The organism is Paenibacillus sp. S33, from assembly GCF_053615415.1.
In genome coordinates, this window is record NZ_JBSIEZ010000001.1 from 4,512,428 (window position 1) to 4,528,954 (window position 16,527).

Below are 16,527 nucleotides of genomic sequence, written 5' to 3' on the forward strand. Positions count from 1 at the left end.
TCAATAAAATCGGACGCGGACATCGCCCGCCAAGTACGAAACGACAAACTTCACTTTATACTCACTCTGCTCAAAATGGGGGGACTTCCAAACCAGTCGATTGAGCATCCCCGCCTCATGGTCACGGTCAAACTGAATCTGTCCGAACAATATGAACATCTCCACCTCTACACCGTAATTATCCGGTAGGGTGATGTCAATATCACCGAAGATCCCCTGCAAAAATATGACGGGCTCACGTTCCTCTGGGAGAGCCAACGTCAGGTCGGCATCCACGTCCCCAACCACATGCCATATGCTTGTGCTGCGCAGGCTCCAAGGCACTTCATCCCATTTATGATTGGATATAAAATTGTGTTTGAATATGGAGCTTTGACCTTTATGCAGCTTCCTTGAACGTGAATAGAATACAGCTAATGATGCTAGTGTAACTACCACAAACAGGAACAAATGATCCAGCACTAACAATCCAGCACCAATCGCGAGCATCGTGTAGCCCTTTTTGATTTTGGAATTGCGGATCTTATATATTCCGGCCAACATTAGGATCAGTGCAACCACGGAGAGGAACCCAATCCACTGACCGAATAAAATGATAATCCCGATGCCAATCCCTGCCAGTGCCAAGGCTGATTTTTTTCTCTCCATGCTGCACCCCCTTTTTGTTTATACAGGACGGAAAAGCCATAGTGGCGCAACATTCCGCCATATGGCTTTCCTGAACCATACAGATTAGGCACGATCATCGACCAATGTCCATTCCATACAGCATATCATAATGTCTTGTTTCCGAGTAGTCAGTCCTTCTTCATATCGACTGCTTTAGCACCTGTCTGAATTTTGGACTTAAGCTGTTGAAGCTGCTCATCCACTTTAAACTGTTTTTCAGCCTCAGCCGGATTAACATATGCTTCTCCTGGAGCTTGACGGTAAGGAGCACGCAGTACATCAGCTTCAGCTTCCATTTGCATGATTTTTTCTTCCATACGGTGGAAGCCCAATGAAGCAGACCCACTTTCAATCGTGTGCAAACTATTGATTTGAGACATTTGCTTTTTGGCTTTCGCCATTTGAGCACGGGATACCAACTCATTGCGCTTGTTGCGCATTTTATAGAATTCATCTTTCATGTCGTGAAGCTGCTGTACTAATTCTTTTGCTTGAAGCTCAGCTTGTGTATGCAAGTCGCGGTATTCGTCCTGCTTCTGCACAAAATAAATCTTCTCTCCCAACAACTTGCGCGCTACTTCTTCCTGACCATTTCGCAATGCGGATTCAGCTTGTTTCTCACGCTCATTGGATACACGTACCGCTTCCTCCAAACGCTGTTTCATACGTCGTTCATTCGCCATTTGCTTGGCAACCGTTACCTCAGCCTCGTGAATTTCCGCCTCCATATCGCGCAGATATTGATTCAACATAATAATCGGATCTTCCACTTTATCCAACACTTCATTCACCGATGCTCTTGTCATATCCTTCATTCTTTTAAAGATCCCCATTATTTACGATCTCCCTTCTCAAATTGCTCTACTTTTTTGCGTAACTCTGCCAATTCTTTTTTCATTGCCTTTTTTTCGATATCTTCCATCATGGAATCCAGGTCACTGTTCTGACCTGTGTTAAATTTAGATGAGTTGCGGGCATCTTGACCAAAAAACGGATTCGAATTGCCATATGCACCGCCCTGGTTGTAACCAGTTCCCTGCCCATACTGCGATCTTGTATTGTTACTGCCATAATAGCGTGGATCCTGTTGATTGTAGGGACCGCTGTCAGGGCCAAATCCTCCATCGAAAGGAGATCTCGGCTCCTTGGAGATAACCAGGGCCGCAATTACATAAATCATAAATGTGGTTCCTGCTGTAATAAAGAAACTGATCACAACCAGAATACGAATCCATGTTGAGTCCATTCCTGTTGCGTCAGAAAGACCGCCACATACACCTGTTATTACTCTATCCCGGCTTGATCTGTAAATTCGGGTCATTATCAAATTACTCCTTCCCGCTGTTGTTCAGCTTGCTTTTCAGTCTCGCCCACTCTTGTTCGAGCAGCGATCCACCGCCTTGGGCATCCTGTGCATGGTCGCCCTCACCCCGACGTAAATCACGCAGACTCATCGTTTCTGCTTCCATATCGGCTACCCGGTCTTCCAAGCGGTTGAACATTCGGGGAACATTCCGTCCACCGTATGTACCAGCCCGTTCGTTCATTTGCTGCTGGAGTCTCAACGTCTGTACACGTGCCGCATAATACTGACGCTTGCTGTGTACCGTTTGATATTCTGTCTTTAACGTATCTAGCTGTTGTTCTAGCTCACGTAGTGATTCACGGCTCTGCTCCCACAGTTCTCTATACTGCTCTTCTTTTTCTGCATATAGCATTTTCTCCTGAAGGGCCAGCTTCGCGATATGTTCTTCATCAGCCTTCAAAGCCAGTAGCGCCTGTTCCTCCCGTTTGGTCTGCATGGACAATGCATGATCCAACTGCTGCTTCATCTGTCTTGTATGCATCGCATACTGTTGATGGAGTTTTTCCGCTTCGGCAATTTCCTGGCGGGTATTATACAAGAACTGGTCAATCAGTTGCACTGGGTCTTGGCTTTGTTCCAAATGCTCATTGAAGGTCGCTACCGTGATATCGCGCATTCTTCGAAAAACACTCATTTGCGTCTGCTCCTTTCACAATTCGTATCCCATAATTCAACAATTCAACACTTCGTTACTGCAATCTTTCTTCATTCGCCAAACTGCTAAAATCAGTAACGTCTTCTGCGGTCACTCAGCAGGGAAACACCAAATATGATTAACCCGATTGCCAGTAGCGGTCCCAGAAGCCAGGACAGTTTGCCAAGCAAAATCAGTACCCCAAGTACAAGTACGATCCAGCCGAAGAGCGCATTTCCTTTTTTCACACCGTAGTAGCCTAGCATGACCATAGCTATCGGAATTAAGTAACCAATCAGATGTCCTAAAAAGTGACCGAAAAACGGAGTAAACTTACCGAGCAGCATAATAGAACCCAACACGATCAGTACAATGGCTAACCCATTCCCTTTGTTAACTCTCATCATCTCTCACCGCCTTTCACTGTGTCTTGCTTATGTCCTTATTGTACGCTGAACAAGCGTTTGACAAAACGGACCCCAGACGGTTTTTGAACCTAGACCTAAGTCGGGGATGAGTATAGACCTGCGGCTATCCTCCTCTATGCTGTTCTGCTGCATGGGCTATCGAGTGTTGCTCACCCGCTTGCTTGGAACGTAGTGAAAGGACGAGACAAGCCAGTAACGCTATAGCTGCAACCATATAAGGCAGATTAATATGAACATCGAATAGCAATCCCGCAACAAGCGGTCCAATCACATTACCCAAGCTGGTATAGGACGAGTTCATGCCTGCCACAAAGCCTTGCTCATCTCCAGCCTGCCGCGATAGAGAAGTGCTTACTGCCGGACGAAGGATATCCATAGCCAGAAAAATGATGAAGGTCGTCAGCATAATCATCACGTACTGTTCAGCAAATAGGGTTAGAAAAATGAACAGGCCCCCAATAGCCAAACAGAGGTGAATTATTTTTTTCTCTCCAAAACGATTAATGATCCATCCAAATATAGTCGCTTGGACAACTGCTCCCAAAATGGAGCCTGTCGTTATGATGATGGCAATATCCATCGGTGTAAAACCATATTTATGGTCAACAAACAGTCCAAATACTGTTTCAAAGTTCGCTAACCCAAAAGCAACGACAAATACAATGAGTAAACCCATGAAATATGGAGATTGATATGACTTGGCAAATTGCTGCAAAAGATTTTCTTTTTGACGTGGAAGCTCTCTATTATATTGTTGCTTTTCCTTGCTTAAAGACTCAGGCAGTACTAACAGAGACAAGATAGCTGCTATTCCCGCAGCTCCTGCTGCCGCAAAAAAGGGAATGCGTATTCCATATGTGGCAAGCAATCCGCCAATCCCTGGCCCGATTATGAAGCCTGTGTTGATCGCTGCATTGATCATTCCCATTCCCTTGCCTCTTTCCTCAAACGAGGTCACGTCAGCAACATAGGCCATAATAGAAGGAGTAAGCAACGCTGCCCCTGCTCCACCCATGATTCGTGCTATGAACAGGGTAGGAATGGAATTCGCCAGTCCAAAAACAAGCTCTGATAACATGAAGATGAACATCCCAGAAACAATCAACTTTTTACGTCCATAACGATCAGACAACTTTCCTGACAATGGTGATAACAAAAGCTGTGTCAACGCAAAAGCTGCAACCATCAGTCCCATCGAGGAACCATTCATCCCTAGCTCACTTATAAACTTAGGTAACACAGGGACAACTAATCCAATCCCCATGAATGCCAAAAAAATGTTAAGCATCAATAATAGCATTGCTCCTCGATTTCTTGTGAGTATAGACATATTTCCACCCTTCCTTTTCCGTATCTCTTTATTCAACATCAGGTAAACTTCATTATTCTTTTTCAAAAACAATTGAAACTAAAATTGTTTTCTTAGTTTTCATATAAAAAAATGGCCTCTTCAAATATGCAGCATATTGTTGAGGCTATTTTTTTATTTTTCGACCAATCCGAATAACAGAATATCTACAATAGAATAAGTTGCTTCCTCTACCGTCACACTGTTATCCAGAAAGAAACGCTGATCAAGCGTTAAATTTACAGATTCAATAATAAGCTTCATGATCAGAGCCTCATTTTTGTTCACAATAATTCCTTCTCGGATGCCTTCCTGAATTAATGTTCTAATCGGAGACCAGTCATTTAAATCGGCATGTACCCTTTTCCATTGCTCAGGATAATACTTTTTCATCTGGTCCAATATTCTTAAATCGTAAAACTTATAATACAGAGGCATGACCCTAATCGACTGCTTAATCTTGTCTAACAAAGATAACTCATTATTTTCGATAATTTGCTCAGTTTTTCGAATCATATCATCATTTGTACGCTCAATAAGTGTTTCTAAAATAAGCGTCTTAGACGAAAAATTTTCATACAATGTACGCTTACTAATGGCGAGTCTTTTCGCAAGATCATCCATCGTAAATTTCAATCCATTTTCATGAACTTCATCTACAAAAGCCTCCAAAATTCTTTCCTGCATATTCGTCCTCATTTCTCTTGTACTTAATAAACTAAAAATGTTTTTTCAGTACCACCATCTTACTATAAGATCAAAGACCGGGTCAAATTTAAATCTATTTAGAAAACCTAAGCAAAGTTCTTCCCTCAACTAATCTAAATCCAAGTTAGTTTTGTTCCTTAAATCATGAATATGAATAATAAAAAGGATGATAAAATGCTTTTAAGCATTTTATCATCCTTTTTGTATACCGGCGAGAGGACCCCAACCTCCATGGTTTCCCACTCGATACCGAATACAATCTTGATAATACCTTGTTTGATGAAGTGAAAATTTTAGAATACTTGTACAACTTCTTTAATATCATCAATTTCCTCAAGAATTGCGCGCTCAATAGCAACCTTTAACGTAATCGTAGCACTTGGGCAACCATTGCAAGCTCCCAAAAATCTTAATTTTGCTATACCGTTCTCAACCTCGACCAGTTCAGCATCTCCACCGTCACGCAGTAAGAAAGGACGTAGTTTGAGAAGAACTTCCGATACTTCATCGAATAAAACTCCATTTTCATCCATTATGTCAACTCCTCCCATTGTTTTACCAACCGTCAATTCAGACCTTTTTTCACCCCAGATCGTCTGAGTGATCCTTTGCTTTTTGCCTAAGAGTGACCTCTTGATCCGAAAGTTCCCTTATAAGCGTATAAATAGAGTCTAAAGGTATCATCACACCACAACTTGCGCTCAATCCTGACAGCATATAGAAGCAGAACTGAAGTTTTCGTATCTCTCGGGTAATTTGAGCTAGTTCTGAATCGTCCGAATTATTTTTCTTCATTACTAGCACCTCGCACTTCTTTAAAGAATGATAAAGGTTTGATCTATTAAATTAATGAATCAACCGATGCTTCCTTCCATCTCAAATTGAATCAACCGATTCATTTCAACGGCATATTCCATTGGCAATTCTTTGGTAAACGGTTCAATAAAGCCCATTACAATCATTTGTGTAGCATCTTGTTCTGTAAGCCCGCGGCTCATTAAGTAAAACAATTGTTCCTCGGACACTTTGGATACTGTTGCCTCGTGCTCCAAAGTAATCTGATCGTTTTTAATTTCATTGTACGGAATCGTATCTGAGGTTGACATGTTGTCCAATATCAACGTATCGCACTTAATATTGGACTTGGACCCTGCGGAATCGCGGCTGAAGCTGGACAACCCTCGGTAGTTTACTTTTCCGCCCTGCTTGCTGATGGATTTGGATATAATCGTAGATGTTGTCTCGGGAGCAAGGTGAATTACCTTCGCGCCAGCATCTTGATGCTGATCTTTACCGGCTACGGCAATAGACAGGATGGACCCCTTGGCTCCCCGTCCTTTCAATAATACTGCCGGATACTTCATTGTTACCTTGGAGCCGATGTTGCCGTCCACCCATTCCATTGTCGCATTTTCTTCTGCCACAGCCCTTTGGGTTACCAAGTTGTAGATATTAGGAGCCCAATTCTGAATGGTCGTGTAACGGACACGGGAATCTTTCCGGCAAATAATTTCAATAACTCCACTATGCAGAGAACTGGTACTATAAATAGGTGCTGTACATCCTTCAACATAATGGACAAAGCTGCCCTCTTCGGCAATAATTAATGTCCGCTCGAATTGACCCATATTTTCAGAATTAATACGGAAATAACCTTGTATAGGAACCTCGCACTGAACACCCTTCGGAATGTATACAAAGCTACCGCCTGACCAAACCGCACTATTAAGCGCCGCAAATTTATTGTCGGCGGGAGGGATGATCGTCCCAAAATGTTGCTTAAACACTTCGGGGTATTGCTTTAATGCACTATCCGTATCAAGGAAAATAACGCCCTGATCCTCCAGTTCTTTCCGCATGCTGTGATAAACTACTTCCGACTCATATTGAGCGGATACGCCCGCCAGGAACTTTTGCTCCGCTTCAGGGATTCCCAGCTTGTCAAAGGTTGCTTTGATCTCGGAAGGAACCTCCTCCCAGGTCTTTCCCTGTTTTTCAGAAGGGCGAACGTAATACTGGATGTCATCAAGATTTAGCCCGGTCAAATCCGCTCCCCATTCAGGCATCGGCATTTTGTAGAATTGATTCAAAGCTTTCAACCGAAAATTGAGCATCCACTCCGGCTCTTCCTTGATCCGGGAAATTTCCCGGACAATCTCTTCCGTCAGACCTTTTCCAGATTGAAAAATAGACTGGTGCTTGTCGCGAAACCCATATTTATATTCGCCCATATCTGGTGCTTTTTTAGCCATTAGTATCACTCCTTTTTAACCTTTCAAGATTCATTTTGATTTGCTATGATCTGCCGAGCTTGCTTTCCACTAAATCTTTTAGGCGACTGCGAACACCTTCCAGCGGGATCTCCGAAATGACAGGAGCGAGAAATCCGAAAATAACAAGATGTTCGGCTTCACTCCGTGATATCCCGCGCGACATCAGATAATAGATTTGCTCTGCATTTACTTGCCCCACGGATGCAGCATGACCCGCGGTTACATCATCCTCATCTATCAGCAGGATCGGATTGGCATCGCCGCGAGCTTTAGGACTTAGCATAAGCACGCGTTCTGTTTGCTGACCATCACAATGGGTTGCACCTTTTTCAATCTTTGTAATGCCGTTGATAATGGCCGTAGCTTCTTCAAGCATGACTGCACGCGTAATCATCTGGCTTACCGAGCTTCTGCCAAAATGCTGAGCTTGAGTTGTATAGCTCGATTTTTGATTGCCCGTGCCAATAGCAATCACCTTATTGTCGGAGACCGCCCCGTTGCCTTGTAGCAAAGTCTTGGTATCGCTGGCGGTATAACCATTGTTCATCTCACCGATAATCCATTCCACACCCCCATCAGCAAGAACGACCGCCCGTCGCTGGGTGAAATCTGTTGTAGTTGCAGCAAGCTGATGAACCGAAGCTACTTGCACCTTTGAGCCCGCCCCCGCGAAGACCTCCGTCACACCGTTATGCAATACCTTGACATCATCACCACTCGATACACAATTATCCACATAAGTGATCTTGCTGTTGCTTCCTGCCACAATTAAGACGTGAGGAGCAAAACACACACCGCTTGTATCGTTAAGAAAGATCGCTTGAATAGGTGCTTCAACCTCTACACCGTCTGGGACATATAGAAAAACGCCACCACTCCATAAGGCACTGTGTGCAGCAGATAAACGATGTTCTTCTGGCTTTACTGCCTGAAAGAGATAACGTTGAACCAGCTCCTCATGCTCTTTTGCCGCAGTATGCAGATCCGTTAAAATGACTCCCTGGGCGGCTAAGCTCTCGGACAATTTCGTATACACTACATCCGAGTTGAACTGAACGATTAGTCCGCCTTTCACCGGAGAAGCAACCAAACCTCGAACAACCTCCGGCGCTTCCTCCAAACTAGACCACGCATTCTCAGCTTTGTAATCTCCACTTTCGTAGATATCCCATTTTTCGAGATTGATTTTCTCCACTTTAGGCAACTCCAGCGTCCCTGCCAGTTCGAGTGCGTGAACGCGGCGTTCAATCAGCCAACGAGGTTCATTCTTAGCGCTTGACCATGCGCGTAAATCGTCCACATTCATTGAAACTCTAGCTTGTATATCCACGTGCTGTTCCTCCTCTCCGGCTTTTAAGCTTCCCTTACCGTCTCATCCGTAATCCCAAGTTCCTCCTTCACCCAATCGTACCCTTCAGCCTCCAAACGGTGTGCAAGCTCCGGACCGCCAGATTTAACTATCCGGCCTTGCATCATGACATGCACAAAATCCGGGGTAATATAATTCAACAGTCGTTGATAATGGGTGATGATTAAAAAGCCTCTATCCGGGCTGCGCATCTCATTTACGCCATTGGCCACAATACGCAGTGCATCAATATCAAGCCCTGAGTCCACTTCATCCAGGATCACAAACTTGGGTTCAAGTAGCATCATTTGCAAAATCTCATTCCGCTTTTTTTCACCGCCAGAGAATCCCTCATTCAAATAACGATGCACAAATTCCGGGTTCATCTCCAGCCCCTTCATTTTGCTCTCCATTTCACGGATAAAACGGATTAAGGATATCTCATCGCCTTCTTCACGCCGTGCATTGATGGCACTTCTGAGAAAGTCCGAGTTGGTCACGCCAGCAATTTCACTTGGGTATTGCATAGCGAGGAACAAGCCTGCCTGTGCACGCTCATCCACCTCCATCTCCAAAAGGTCTTCATTGTCCAATGTCACCTTACCGCCAGTAACCTCATATTTGGGATGGCCCATTAAAGCTGAAGCCAATGTACTTTTTCCCGTCCCATTAGGCCCCATAATCGCATGAATCTCTCCGCCATGAATCTCCAGTGTGAGCCCTTTTAAAATTTCTTTCCCTTCAATCTTGGATCTTAATTCCTCAATCTTTAATGTCGTCATTTATCGTAAACTTCCCTTCGGAGTATTCTTCGGCACGCGCCACCAAATCACTCATAAATTTTCCAATAGTCTGCAGCTCAACCTCTGAATAGGATTCAATGAATTGGTAAAACCTTTCTTCTTTTTCTTTGTGCAGTTCTTTATGCAAATGATAAACGTGTCTTCCCTTATCCGTTAAACTAAAGTAAATCTCCTTACGATTGCTGTTCAGTTGACTTCTCATAATGAAGCCCATTTCCAGCAGCTTTGCACTAATTTTAGTAATGCTAGCTTTGGACAACCCCATCTTCTCCACAATCCCGGTATGATTTATCGGTTCATAATCACCAATGCAATCAATAACGTGTACACTAGTAATATTGTTAGAGAGCATGTCAATCTCGTACTTTCTGGCCTGTTGCCGAAACGAGTTAAATTCTTGTTCAGTATACAGCTCATTCAGATGTAGCATTTTAATATATTGCTCGTAAAGATGACCTTTAAAATGATTTTGAAACTCCAATTTCCCAATCTCCCCTCTCTTGTAGTAGTTGCAGACCAAGTTCAGTATCACCATTAGATTATTTTTTGTTCACTAGTGAACAAAATCATATTAACACAATTGATATTGATAATCAATATCAATTGTGTTAAATGTGACGCAATTTTGAGGGGCTTTTCATGGGTTTGTTGTCATTGTCATCGGCCTCATGCTGTGTTTTGACTAGGGCACGTCCCGGAAATGGTTTTGCCTACCTCTGATCAATCCTGCTTTGCGGGGGTTGAACAATGGAACCAATTCGGCAGCACCCGGATGGATCTGGTAACCGAAGCCAAGTCCAATACCGTTGCCTATGAACGTCATGGTACACCTGCCACAGACCGGGGTCGCTACCGTAAAAAGAGGACAAAGGTGGTGCTTGGCCGAGCTGTTTTAAAGCCGTATCGCCGCGTATGAGTACGCTATCGTGAGCATGTATGGCAAAGAATAATCCGTCAGTTACCTGTGTCTGGATATGTTATGGGGCCAAAGAGTATACCAAAAACTGTGGTTTTTGCTGGTGAATCCGAACAGGCGATGCTCCATTCTAGCCAGCACCGATCTGACACTGGAGGCGACTTAGATCATCGAACTTTATACCGCCCGGTTCAAAATCAAATGTACCTTCTGGGCGCTAAAGCAATCCATCGGCGGATTAGCTACCACTTTTGTAGCAAATCCATTCCGAAGCTCAACCGGTATTTGAAAAAGGATCGGGTTCACCCTCTGGAGTTGTTGGAAGAGGAGAAAGCGCAACGGGACATCCGCCTAACTGTAAAGATGAGAATGGTAAACGATAACCAAAATGGATCCCTACGGGGCTAAGATAAAAGGAACCAAGAAAAGAGCTGAAATCTTGCTTCAGGAAGCCAGGAAGAATTATCATATGGAAGGACAAGCACTCGCGGTTGAAAACGAAGATATGCTGTAAGAGTAAAAGCGGCTACTCCATCCGGTAATAGCAAAAGGCTGTTCGCAGACTTTATGCTTCAATGGCTAGAGATGATGAAAACAGTATCGGGCTTCGGGCTTATCTCCTATATCTCCTATTCCGACACTGTAAAAGGCCGCGTAGATCCTTTTTCCGAGAGAAAGGGATGTATTGCTTGATGATTTAACTACAGAGGATTTTCAGACCTTGTATACCCATGAAATGAATGTGCAAGGTGTCAGCGCCAATACCGTTATTCATTACCACGCGAACATTTGCAGAACCCTTCAGTATGCCGTGAAAATAAAGCCGATTGTGGCGAATCTCCCTGACTTAGTTGAAAGCCCAAAAAAGAACAATTACGTCGTGAGCTTCTACAATGCCGAGGAGCTGAATCAACTCCTCGCAGTAATCCGAGGCGAAAGAATTGAGTTTTCCGTTATCCTGGCTGCCTTTTATGGGCTAAGTCGAAGCGAGGTCGTAGGATTAAAATGGTCGGCTATTGATTTATTGAATTGGACTATTAATATTAAACATACCGCCACATCGGGCAATTTGAATGGTAGATATATTGAAATTGAAAAGGACCGAACCAAGAATAAAGCCAGTCGCCGTATACTGCCACTGGTGGACACGTTCTATGAGCTTCTGATTCGTATGAAGGAATAACAGGAATCCTATCGCTTATCTTCTGACAATTCTTATTGTCTTGAATACCTGGAGTATATTTATGTAGATGTATTAGGGGTAAGCATGAAAGAAGTTCAGGAATGGCAGGTCACAGTGATTACGCAATAATAGCCAATATTTATTCGCATTTGGAGTACAACTCGAAAGTATCTTCAGCTCAAACAATGAGTGAGGTACTAAAACTCGAATAAAAAAAGCTCACTAGAGAATGTCTCTAATGAACTCTTTTAGTTAATACCGGCGAGAGGACTCGAACCTCCACGGTTTCCCACTCGATTTTGAGTCGAGCGCGTCTGCCATTCCGCCACGCCGGCGTATTCAATTATGGAGGCGCCACCCAGATTTGAACTGGGGAATAAAGCTTTTGCAGAGCTTTGCCTTACCACTTGGCTATGGCGCCATAGTGTAACAAAGCGGACGACGGGAATCGAACCCGCGACCCTCGCCTTGGCAAGGCGATGCTCTACCGCTGAGCCACGTCCGCATAAAGATGGCTGGGGATATAGGATTTGAACCTATGCATGACGGAGTCAAAGTCCGTTGCCTTACCGCTTGGCTAATCCCCAATAAGTAAAGGGCGGCCGATGGGGCTTGAACCCACGAATGCCGGAGTCACAGTCCGGTGCGTTAACCACTTCGCCACGACCGCCGCAAGTAATGAATAATTGGCAGGGGCAGCAGGAATTGAACCCACACCAACGGTTTTGGAGACCGTTGTTCTACCTTTAAACTATGCCCCTATAAAACTGGTGGAGGATGATGGATTCGAACCACCGAACCCGTAAGGGAGCAGATTTACAGTCTGATGCGTTTGGCCACTTCGCTAATCCTCCAAAAATGGTGCCGGCGAGAGGACTTGAACCCCCAACCTACTGATTACAAGTCAGTTGCTCTACCAGTTGAGCTACACCGGCACATAAAATATTCAATTAAAAGTGGCTCGGGACGGAATCGAACCGCCGACACGAGGATTTTCAGTCCTCTGCTCTACCGACTGAGCTACCGAGCCTTATTCTAAGGCTCTTCATTACACGCTAAAATACTAATGGCGGAACTGACGGGATTCGAACCCGCGATCTCCTGCGTGACAGGCAGGCATGTTAGGCCTCTACACCACAGTTCCATAATAATTTTTAATTGGTTGCGGGGGCAGGATTTGAACCTGCGACCTTCGGGTTATGAGCCCGACGAGCTACCGAACTGCTCCACCCCGCGACAATAATAAATATTAATTTTTCAAATGGTGGAGGCTGAGGGGCTCGAACCCCCGACCCTCTGCTTGTAAGGCAGATGCTCTCCCAGCTGAGCTAAGCCTCCACAATTAAGCACTTCTCATATTATACCATAATGAACTTTTTATTGCAAGCCCTTTTATGATATTTTTATGACCCGTAGGGGATTCGAACCCCTGTTACCTCCGTGAAAGGGAGGTGTCTTAACCCCTTGACCAACGGGCCATGCAATAAAATAATTCTGGCGGAGAGAGAGGGATTCGAACCCTCGAGACGCTTTTGGCGCCTACACGATTTCCAATCGTGCTCCTTCGGCCAACTCGGACACCTCTCCATATGGCTCCCCGAACAGGACTCGAACCTGTGACAACTCGATTAACAGTCGAGTGCTCTACCAACTGAGCTATCAGGGAATATTAAGTATTTGTTTCAAGGTTACACCCTGAAAACTGGATCCGAAACTCATTTGCGTTTTATTTTTTAGGATAAGCCCTCGACCGATTAGTATTGGTCAGCTCCATGCATTACTGCACTTCCACCCCCAACCTATCTACCTCGTCGTCTTCAAGGGGTCTTACTAATTGGGAAATCTCATCTTGAGGGGGGCTTCACGCTTAGATGCTTTCAGCGCTTATCCCTTCCGTACATAGCTACCCAGCGGTGCTCCTGGCGGAACAACTGGTACACCAGCGGTACGTCCATCCCGGTCCTCTCGTACTAAGGACAGCTCCTCTCAAATTTCCTACGCCCACGACAGATAGGGACCGAACTGTCTCACGACGTTCTGAACCCAGCTCGCGTACCGCTTTAATGGGCGAACAGCCCAACCCTTGGGACCTACTTCAGCCCCAGGATGCGATGAGCCGACATCGAGGTGCCAAACCTCCCCGTCGATGTGGACTCTTGGGGGAGATAAGCCTGTTATCCCCAGGGTAGCTTTTATCCGTTGAGCGATGGCCCTTCCATGCGGTACCACCGGATCACTAAGCCCGACTTTCGTCCCTGCTCGACTTGTAGGTCTCGCAGTCAAGCTCCCTTCTGCCTTTGCACTCTTCGAATGATTTCCAACCATTCTGAGGGAACCTTGGGGCGCCTCCGTTACTCTTTAGGAGGCGACCGCCCCAGTCAAACTGCCCACCTGACACTGTCCTCGCACCGGATTACGGTACCAAGTTAGAACCTAGATACGATCAGGGTGGTATCCCAAGGATGCCTCCTCTCAAGCTGGCGCTCAAGATTCTACGGCTCCCACCTATCCTGTACAGATCGTACCCAAATTCAATATCAAGCTGCAGTAAAGCTCCATGGGGTCTTTCCGTCTTGTCGCGGGTAACCTGCATCTTCACAGGTATTAAAATTTCACCGGATCTCTCGTTGAGACAGCGCCCAAGTCGTTACGCCATTCGTGCGGGTCAGAATTTACCTGACAAGGAATTTCGCTACCTTAGGACCGTTATAGTTACGGCCGCCGTTTACTGGGGCTTCGGTTCATAGCTTCGCCCCGAAGGGCTTACCACTCCCCTTAACCTTCCAGCACCGGGCAGGCGTCAGCCCGTATACTTCGCCTTGCGGCTTCGCACAGACCTGTGTTTTTGCTAAACAGTCGCTTGGGCCTTTTCACTGCGGCCCCCTCGGGCTATTCACCCTACCGAGGCACCCCTTCTCCCGAAGTTACGGGGTCATTTTGCCGAGTTCCTTAACGAGAGTTCTTCCGCGCGCCTTAGAATTCTCTTCTCGCCTACCTGTGTCGGTTTGCGGTACGGGCACCTTCTCCTGGCTAGAGGCTTTTCTTGGCAGTCTGAGATCATGACCTTCGCTACTACAATTTTCGCTCCCCATCACAGCCCAGCCTTAACGATGTGCGGATTTGCCTACACATCAGCCTCACTGCTTAGACGGACATCCATCAGTCCGCGTCACTACCCTACTGCGTCACCCCATCGCTCATAACGGATTACGGTGGTACAGGAATTTCGACCTGTTGTCCTTCGACTACGCCTATCGGCCTCGCCTTAGGTCCCGACTTACCCTGAGCGGACGAACCTTCCTCAGGAACCCTTAGGCTTTCGGCGGATCTGATTCTCACAGATCTTTTCGTTACTCATACCGGCATTCTCACTTGAATGCAGTCCAGCGCTCCTTACGGTACACCTTCAACCCGCATTCAACGCTCCCCTACCCCTGATGCAAGCATCAAGCCATAGCTTCGGTGGTGTGTTTAGCCCCGTTACATTTTCGGCGCAGAGTCACTCGACCAGTGAGCTATTACGCACTCTTTCAATGGTGGCTGCTTCTAAGCCAACATCCTGGTTGTCTGTGCAACTCCACATCCTTTCCCACTTAACACACACTTGGGGACCTTAGCTGATGGTCTGGGCTGTTTCCCTTTCGACAATGGATCTTAGCACTCACTGTCTGACTCCCGGAACTAAATCTATGGCATTCGGAGTTTGACTGAGCTTGGTAACCCTTGCGGGCCCCGCACCCAATCAGTGCTCTACCTCCACGATTCTTTTTTCCGAGGCTAGCCCTAAAGCTATTTCGGGGAGAACCAGCTATCTCCGGGTTCGATTGGAATTTCTCCGCTACCCCCACCTCATCCCCGCATTTTTCAACATGCGTGGGTTCGGGCCTCCAGTGCGTGTTACCGCACCTTCACCCTGGACAGGGGTAGATCACCCGGTTTCGGGTCTACGTCCACGTACTCATTCGCCCTATTCAGACTCGCTTTCGCTGCGGCTTCAGCTCTTCACCTTAACCTTGCACGGGAACGTAACTCGCCGGTTCATTCTACAAAAGGCACGCCATCACCCATAGATCGGGCTCTGACTTCTTGTAAGCACACGGTTTCAGGATCTATTTCACTCCCCTTCCGGGGTGCTTTTCACCTTTCCCTCACGGTACTGCTTCACTATCGGTCGCCAGGGAGTATTTAGCCTTGGCAGATGGTCCTGCCGGATTCATACGGGGTTTCACGTGCCCCGCACTACTCGGGATCCGTCTCGGAGGGAACAAGTTTTGAACTACAGGGCTTTTACCTTCTCTGGCGGGCCTTTCCAGACCTCTTCATCTAACCGGTTCCTTTGTAACTCCATGTGAGACGTCCCACAACCCCAAGGAGCAAGCTCCTTGGTTTGGGCTAATCCGCGTTCGCTCGCCGCTACTGACGGAATCACTATTGTTTTCTCTTCCTCAGGGTACTTAGATGTTTCAGTTCCCCTGGTCTGCCTCTATTCTGCCTATGTATTCAGCAGAAAGTGACTGTCGATGAAGACAGCCGGGTTTCCCCATTCGGACATCCCCGGATCAAAGCTTGCTTACAGCTCCCCGAGGCTTTATCGTTGTTCGCCACGTCCTTCGTCGGCTCCTGGCGCCTAGGCATCCTCCGTGTGCTCTTTGTAGCTTAACCTAGACTTTTCTTTCAAAGAAAGAAAATGTCGATGTTCGATAAAGAATGATTTTTGCCAAAGGCAAAAGATCTTTCCCTACCTGCTACCTTTATTTCACTTGTTTACACAAGATCAGCTTAAAGGAATATTCTAAAACGCAATTTCGTTTCGGTATCCAGTTTTCAAGGTGCAAAGCTGTAAACAACCAG

14 protein-coding genes, 15 tRNA genes and 1 rRNA gene are annotated in these 16,527 nt (G+C 45.9%); 2 read left to right on the plus strand and 28 right to left on the minus strand.

Going from position 1 to position 16,527, the window contains the following annotated elements; translation table 11 throughout:
- From liaF to ACWGXJ_RS20620, 12 genes are all read right to left on the minus strand, one after another.
- Entirely contained in the window at positions 1–648 is a 648-nt protein-coding gene (liaF, locus tag ACWGXJ_RS20565) for a cell wall-active antibiotics response protein LiaF (protein ID WP_076294256.1), read from the minus strand.
- 149 nt (positions 649–797) lie between these two features.
- Positions 798–1,502 (minus strand): PspA/IM30 family protein, encoded by a 705-nt coding sequence (locus tag ACWGXJ_RS20570; RefSeq protein WP_348620576.1) that lies wholly within the window; start codon positions 1,500–1,502, stop codon positions 798–800.
- Entirely contained in the window at positions 1,502–1,990 is a 489-nt protein-coding gene (locus tag ACWGXJ_RS20575) for a PspC domain-containing protein (protein ID WP_013311896.1), read from the minus strand. Before ACWGXJ_RS20575 ends, ACWGXJ_RS20570 begins: the two co-directional genes overlap by 1 nt.
- Before the next feature lie 7 nt (positions 1,991–1,997).
- Positions 1,998–2,669 (minus strand): PspA/IM30 family protein, encoded by a 672-nt coding sequence (locus tag ACWGXJ_RS20580; protein ID WP_013311897.1) that lies wholly within the window; start codon positions 2,667–2,669, stop codon positions 1,998–2,000.
- 92 nt (positions 2,670–2,761) lie between these two features.
- On the minus strand, positions 2,762–3,073 hold the full coding sequence (locus tag ACWGXJ_RS20585; RefSeq protein ID WP_013311898.1) for a LiaF transmembrane domain-containing protein: 312 nt from the start codon (positions 3,071–3,073) through the stop codon (positions 2,762–2,764).
- Between the two features lie 127 nt (positions 3,074–3,200).
- Positions 3,201–4,427: an MFS transporter gene (locus ACWGXJ_RS20590; protein WP_061829901.1), complete on the minus strand. Its 1,227-nt coding sequence runs from the start codon at positions 4,425–4,427 to the stop codon at positions 3,201–3,203.
- A 153-nt stretch (positions 4,428–4,580) separates the two neighbouring features.
- Positions 4,581–5,132 (minus strand): TetR/AcrR family transcriptional regulator, encoded by a 552-nt coding sequence (locus ACWGXJ_RS20595; protein WP_039272741.1) that lies wholly within the window; start codon positions 5,130–5,132, stop codon positions 4,581–4,583.
- Positions 5,133–5,446: 314 nt separating this feature from the next.
- A complete protein-coding gene (locus ACWGXJ_RS20600) occupies positions 5,447–5,686 on the minus strand; it encodes a NifU family protein (RefSeq protein ID WP_013373004.1) in 240 nt (79 codons plus the stop codon).
- 321 nt (positions 5,687–6,007) lie between these two features.
- Positions 6,008–7,405 carry a Fe-S cluster assembly protein SufB gene (gene sufB / locus ACWGXJ_RS20605; protein ID WP_023990245.1) on the minus strand — a complete coding sequence of 466 codons (1,398 nt, stop codon included), beginning with the start codon at positions 7,403–7,405 and terminating at the stop codon, positions 6,008–6,010.
- A gap of 43 nt (positions 7,406–7,448) precedes the next feature.
- Complete coding sequence (gene sufD, locus ACWGXJ_RS20610) at positions 7,449–8,756, minus strand: Fe-S cluster assembly protein SufD (RefSeq protein ID WP_425325611.1); 1,308 nt, start codon at positions 8,754–8,756, stop codon at positions 7,449–7,451.
- A gap of 23 nt (positions 8,757–8,779) precedes the next feature.
- Positions 8,780–9,556 carry a Fe-S cluster assembly ATPase SufC gene (sufC, locus tag ACWGXJ_RS20615; protein ID WP_023990247.1) on the minus strand — a complete coding sequence of 259 codons (777 nt, stop codon included), beginning with the start codon at positions 9,554–9,556 and terminating at the stop codon, positions 8,780–8,782.
- On the minus strand, positions 9,537–10,058 hold the full coding sequence (locus ACWGXJ_RS20620) for a MarR family transcriptional regulator (protein WP_061829906.1): 522 nt from the start codon (positions 10,056–10,058) through the stop codon (positions 9,537–9,539). Before ACWGXJ_RS20620 ends, sufC begins: the two co-directional genes overlap by 20 nt.
- 219 nt (positions 10,059–10,277) lie before the next feature.
- Between ACWGXJ_RS20620 and ACWGXJ_RS20625 the strand changes: the two genes are divergently transcribed.
- Both ACWGXJ_RS20625 and ACWGXJ_RS20630 read left to right on the plus strand, forming a co-directional pair.
- Positions 10,278–10,493, plus strand: a complete 216-nt coding sequence (locus ACWGXJ_RS20625) for a hypothetical protein (RefSeq protein ID WP_025718898.1) — start codon at positions 10,278–10,280, stop codon at positions 10,491–10,493.
- A gap of 685 nt (positions 10,494–11,178) precedes the next feature.
- Positions 11,179–11,676 carry a tyrosine-type recombinase/integrase gene (locus ACWGXJ_RS20630; protein WP_452567512.1) on the plus strand — a complete coding sequence of 166 codons (498 nt, stop codon included), beginning with the start codon at positions 11,179–11,181 and terminating at the stop codon, positions 11,674–11,676.
- A gap of 256 nt (positions 11,677–11,932) precedes the next feature.
- Here the strand turns inward: ACWGXJ_RS20630 and ACWGXJ_RS20635 are convergent.
- The 16 genes from ACWGXJ_RS20635 to ACWGXJ_RS20710 all read right to left on the minus strand — a co-directional run bounded on the left by ACWGXJ_RS20635 (position 11,933) and on the right by ACWGXJ_RS20710 (position 16,338).
- Positions 11,933–12,011: transfer RNA gene (locus tag ACWGXJ_RS20635), tRNA-Leu, on the minus strand.
- An 11-nt stretch (positions 12,012–12,022) separates the two neighbouring features.
- A tRNA-Cys gene (locus ACWGXJ_RS20640) sits at positions 12,023–12,097 on the minus strand.
- 12 nt (positions 12,098–12,109) lie between these two features.
- Positions 12,110–12,181 (minus strand) — tRNA-Gly (locus tag ACWGXJ_RS20645).
- 7 nt (positions 12,182–12,188) lie between these two features.
- Positions 12,189–12,263, minus strand: a tRNA-Gln gene (locus tag ACWGXJ_RS20650).
- A gap of 10 nt (positions 12,264–12,273) precedes the next feature.
- Positions 12,274–12,346 (minus strand) — tRNA-His (locus ACWGXJ_RS20655).
- Positions 12,347–12,363: 17 nt separating this feature from the next.
- A tRNA-Trp gene (locus tag ACWGXJ_RS20660) sits at positions 12,364–12,437 on the minus strand.
- A gap of 7 nt (positions 12,438–12,444) precedes the next feature.
- Positions 12,445–12,530, minus strand: a tRNA-Tyr gene (locus ACWGXJ_RS20665).
- A 5-nt stretch (positions 12,531–12,535) separates the two neighbouring features.
- Positions 12,536–12,611, minus strand: a tRNA-Thr gene (locus ACWGXJ_RS20670).
- Between the two features lie 22 nt (positions 12,612–12,633).
- Positions 12,634–12,706, minus strand: a tRNA-Phe gene (locus tag ACWGXJ_RS20675).
- A 37-nt stretch (positions 12,707–12,743) separates the two neighbouring features.
- A tRNA-Asp gene (locus ACWGXJ_RS20680) sits at positions 12,744–12,820 on the minus strand.
- A gap of 15 nt (positions 12,821–12,835) precedes the next feature.
- Positions 12,836–12,912: transfer RNA gene (locus ACWGXJ_RS20685), tRNA-Met, on the minus strand.
- Between the two features lie 26 nt (positions 12,913–12,938).
- A tRNA-Val gene (locus ACWGXJ_RS20690) sits at positions 12,939–13,014 on the minus strand.
- 68 nt (positions 13,015–13,082) lie between these two features.
- Positions 13,083–13,154, minus strand: a tRNA-Glu gene (locus ACWGXJ_RS20695).
- A gap of 17 nt (positions 13,155–13,171) precedes the next feature.
- Positions 13,172–13,263, minus strand: a tRNA-Ser gene (locus ACWGXJ_RS20700).
- A 3-nt stretch (positions 13,264–13,266) separates the two neighbouring features.
- Positions 13,267–13,342, minus strand: a tRNA-Asn gene (locus tag ACWGXJ_RS20705).
- 68 nt (positions 13,343–13,410) lie between these two features.
- Positions 13,411–16,338: ribosomal RNA gene (locus tag ACWGXJ_RS20710) — 23S ribosomal RNA — on the minus strand.
- Between the last annotated feature and the right edge of the window lie 189 nt (positions 16,339–16,527).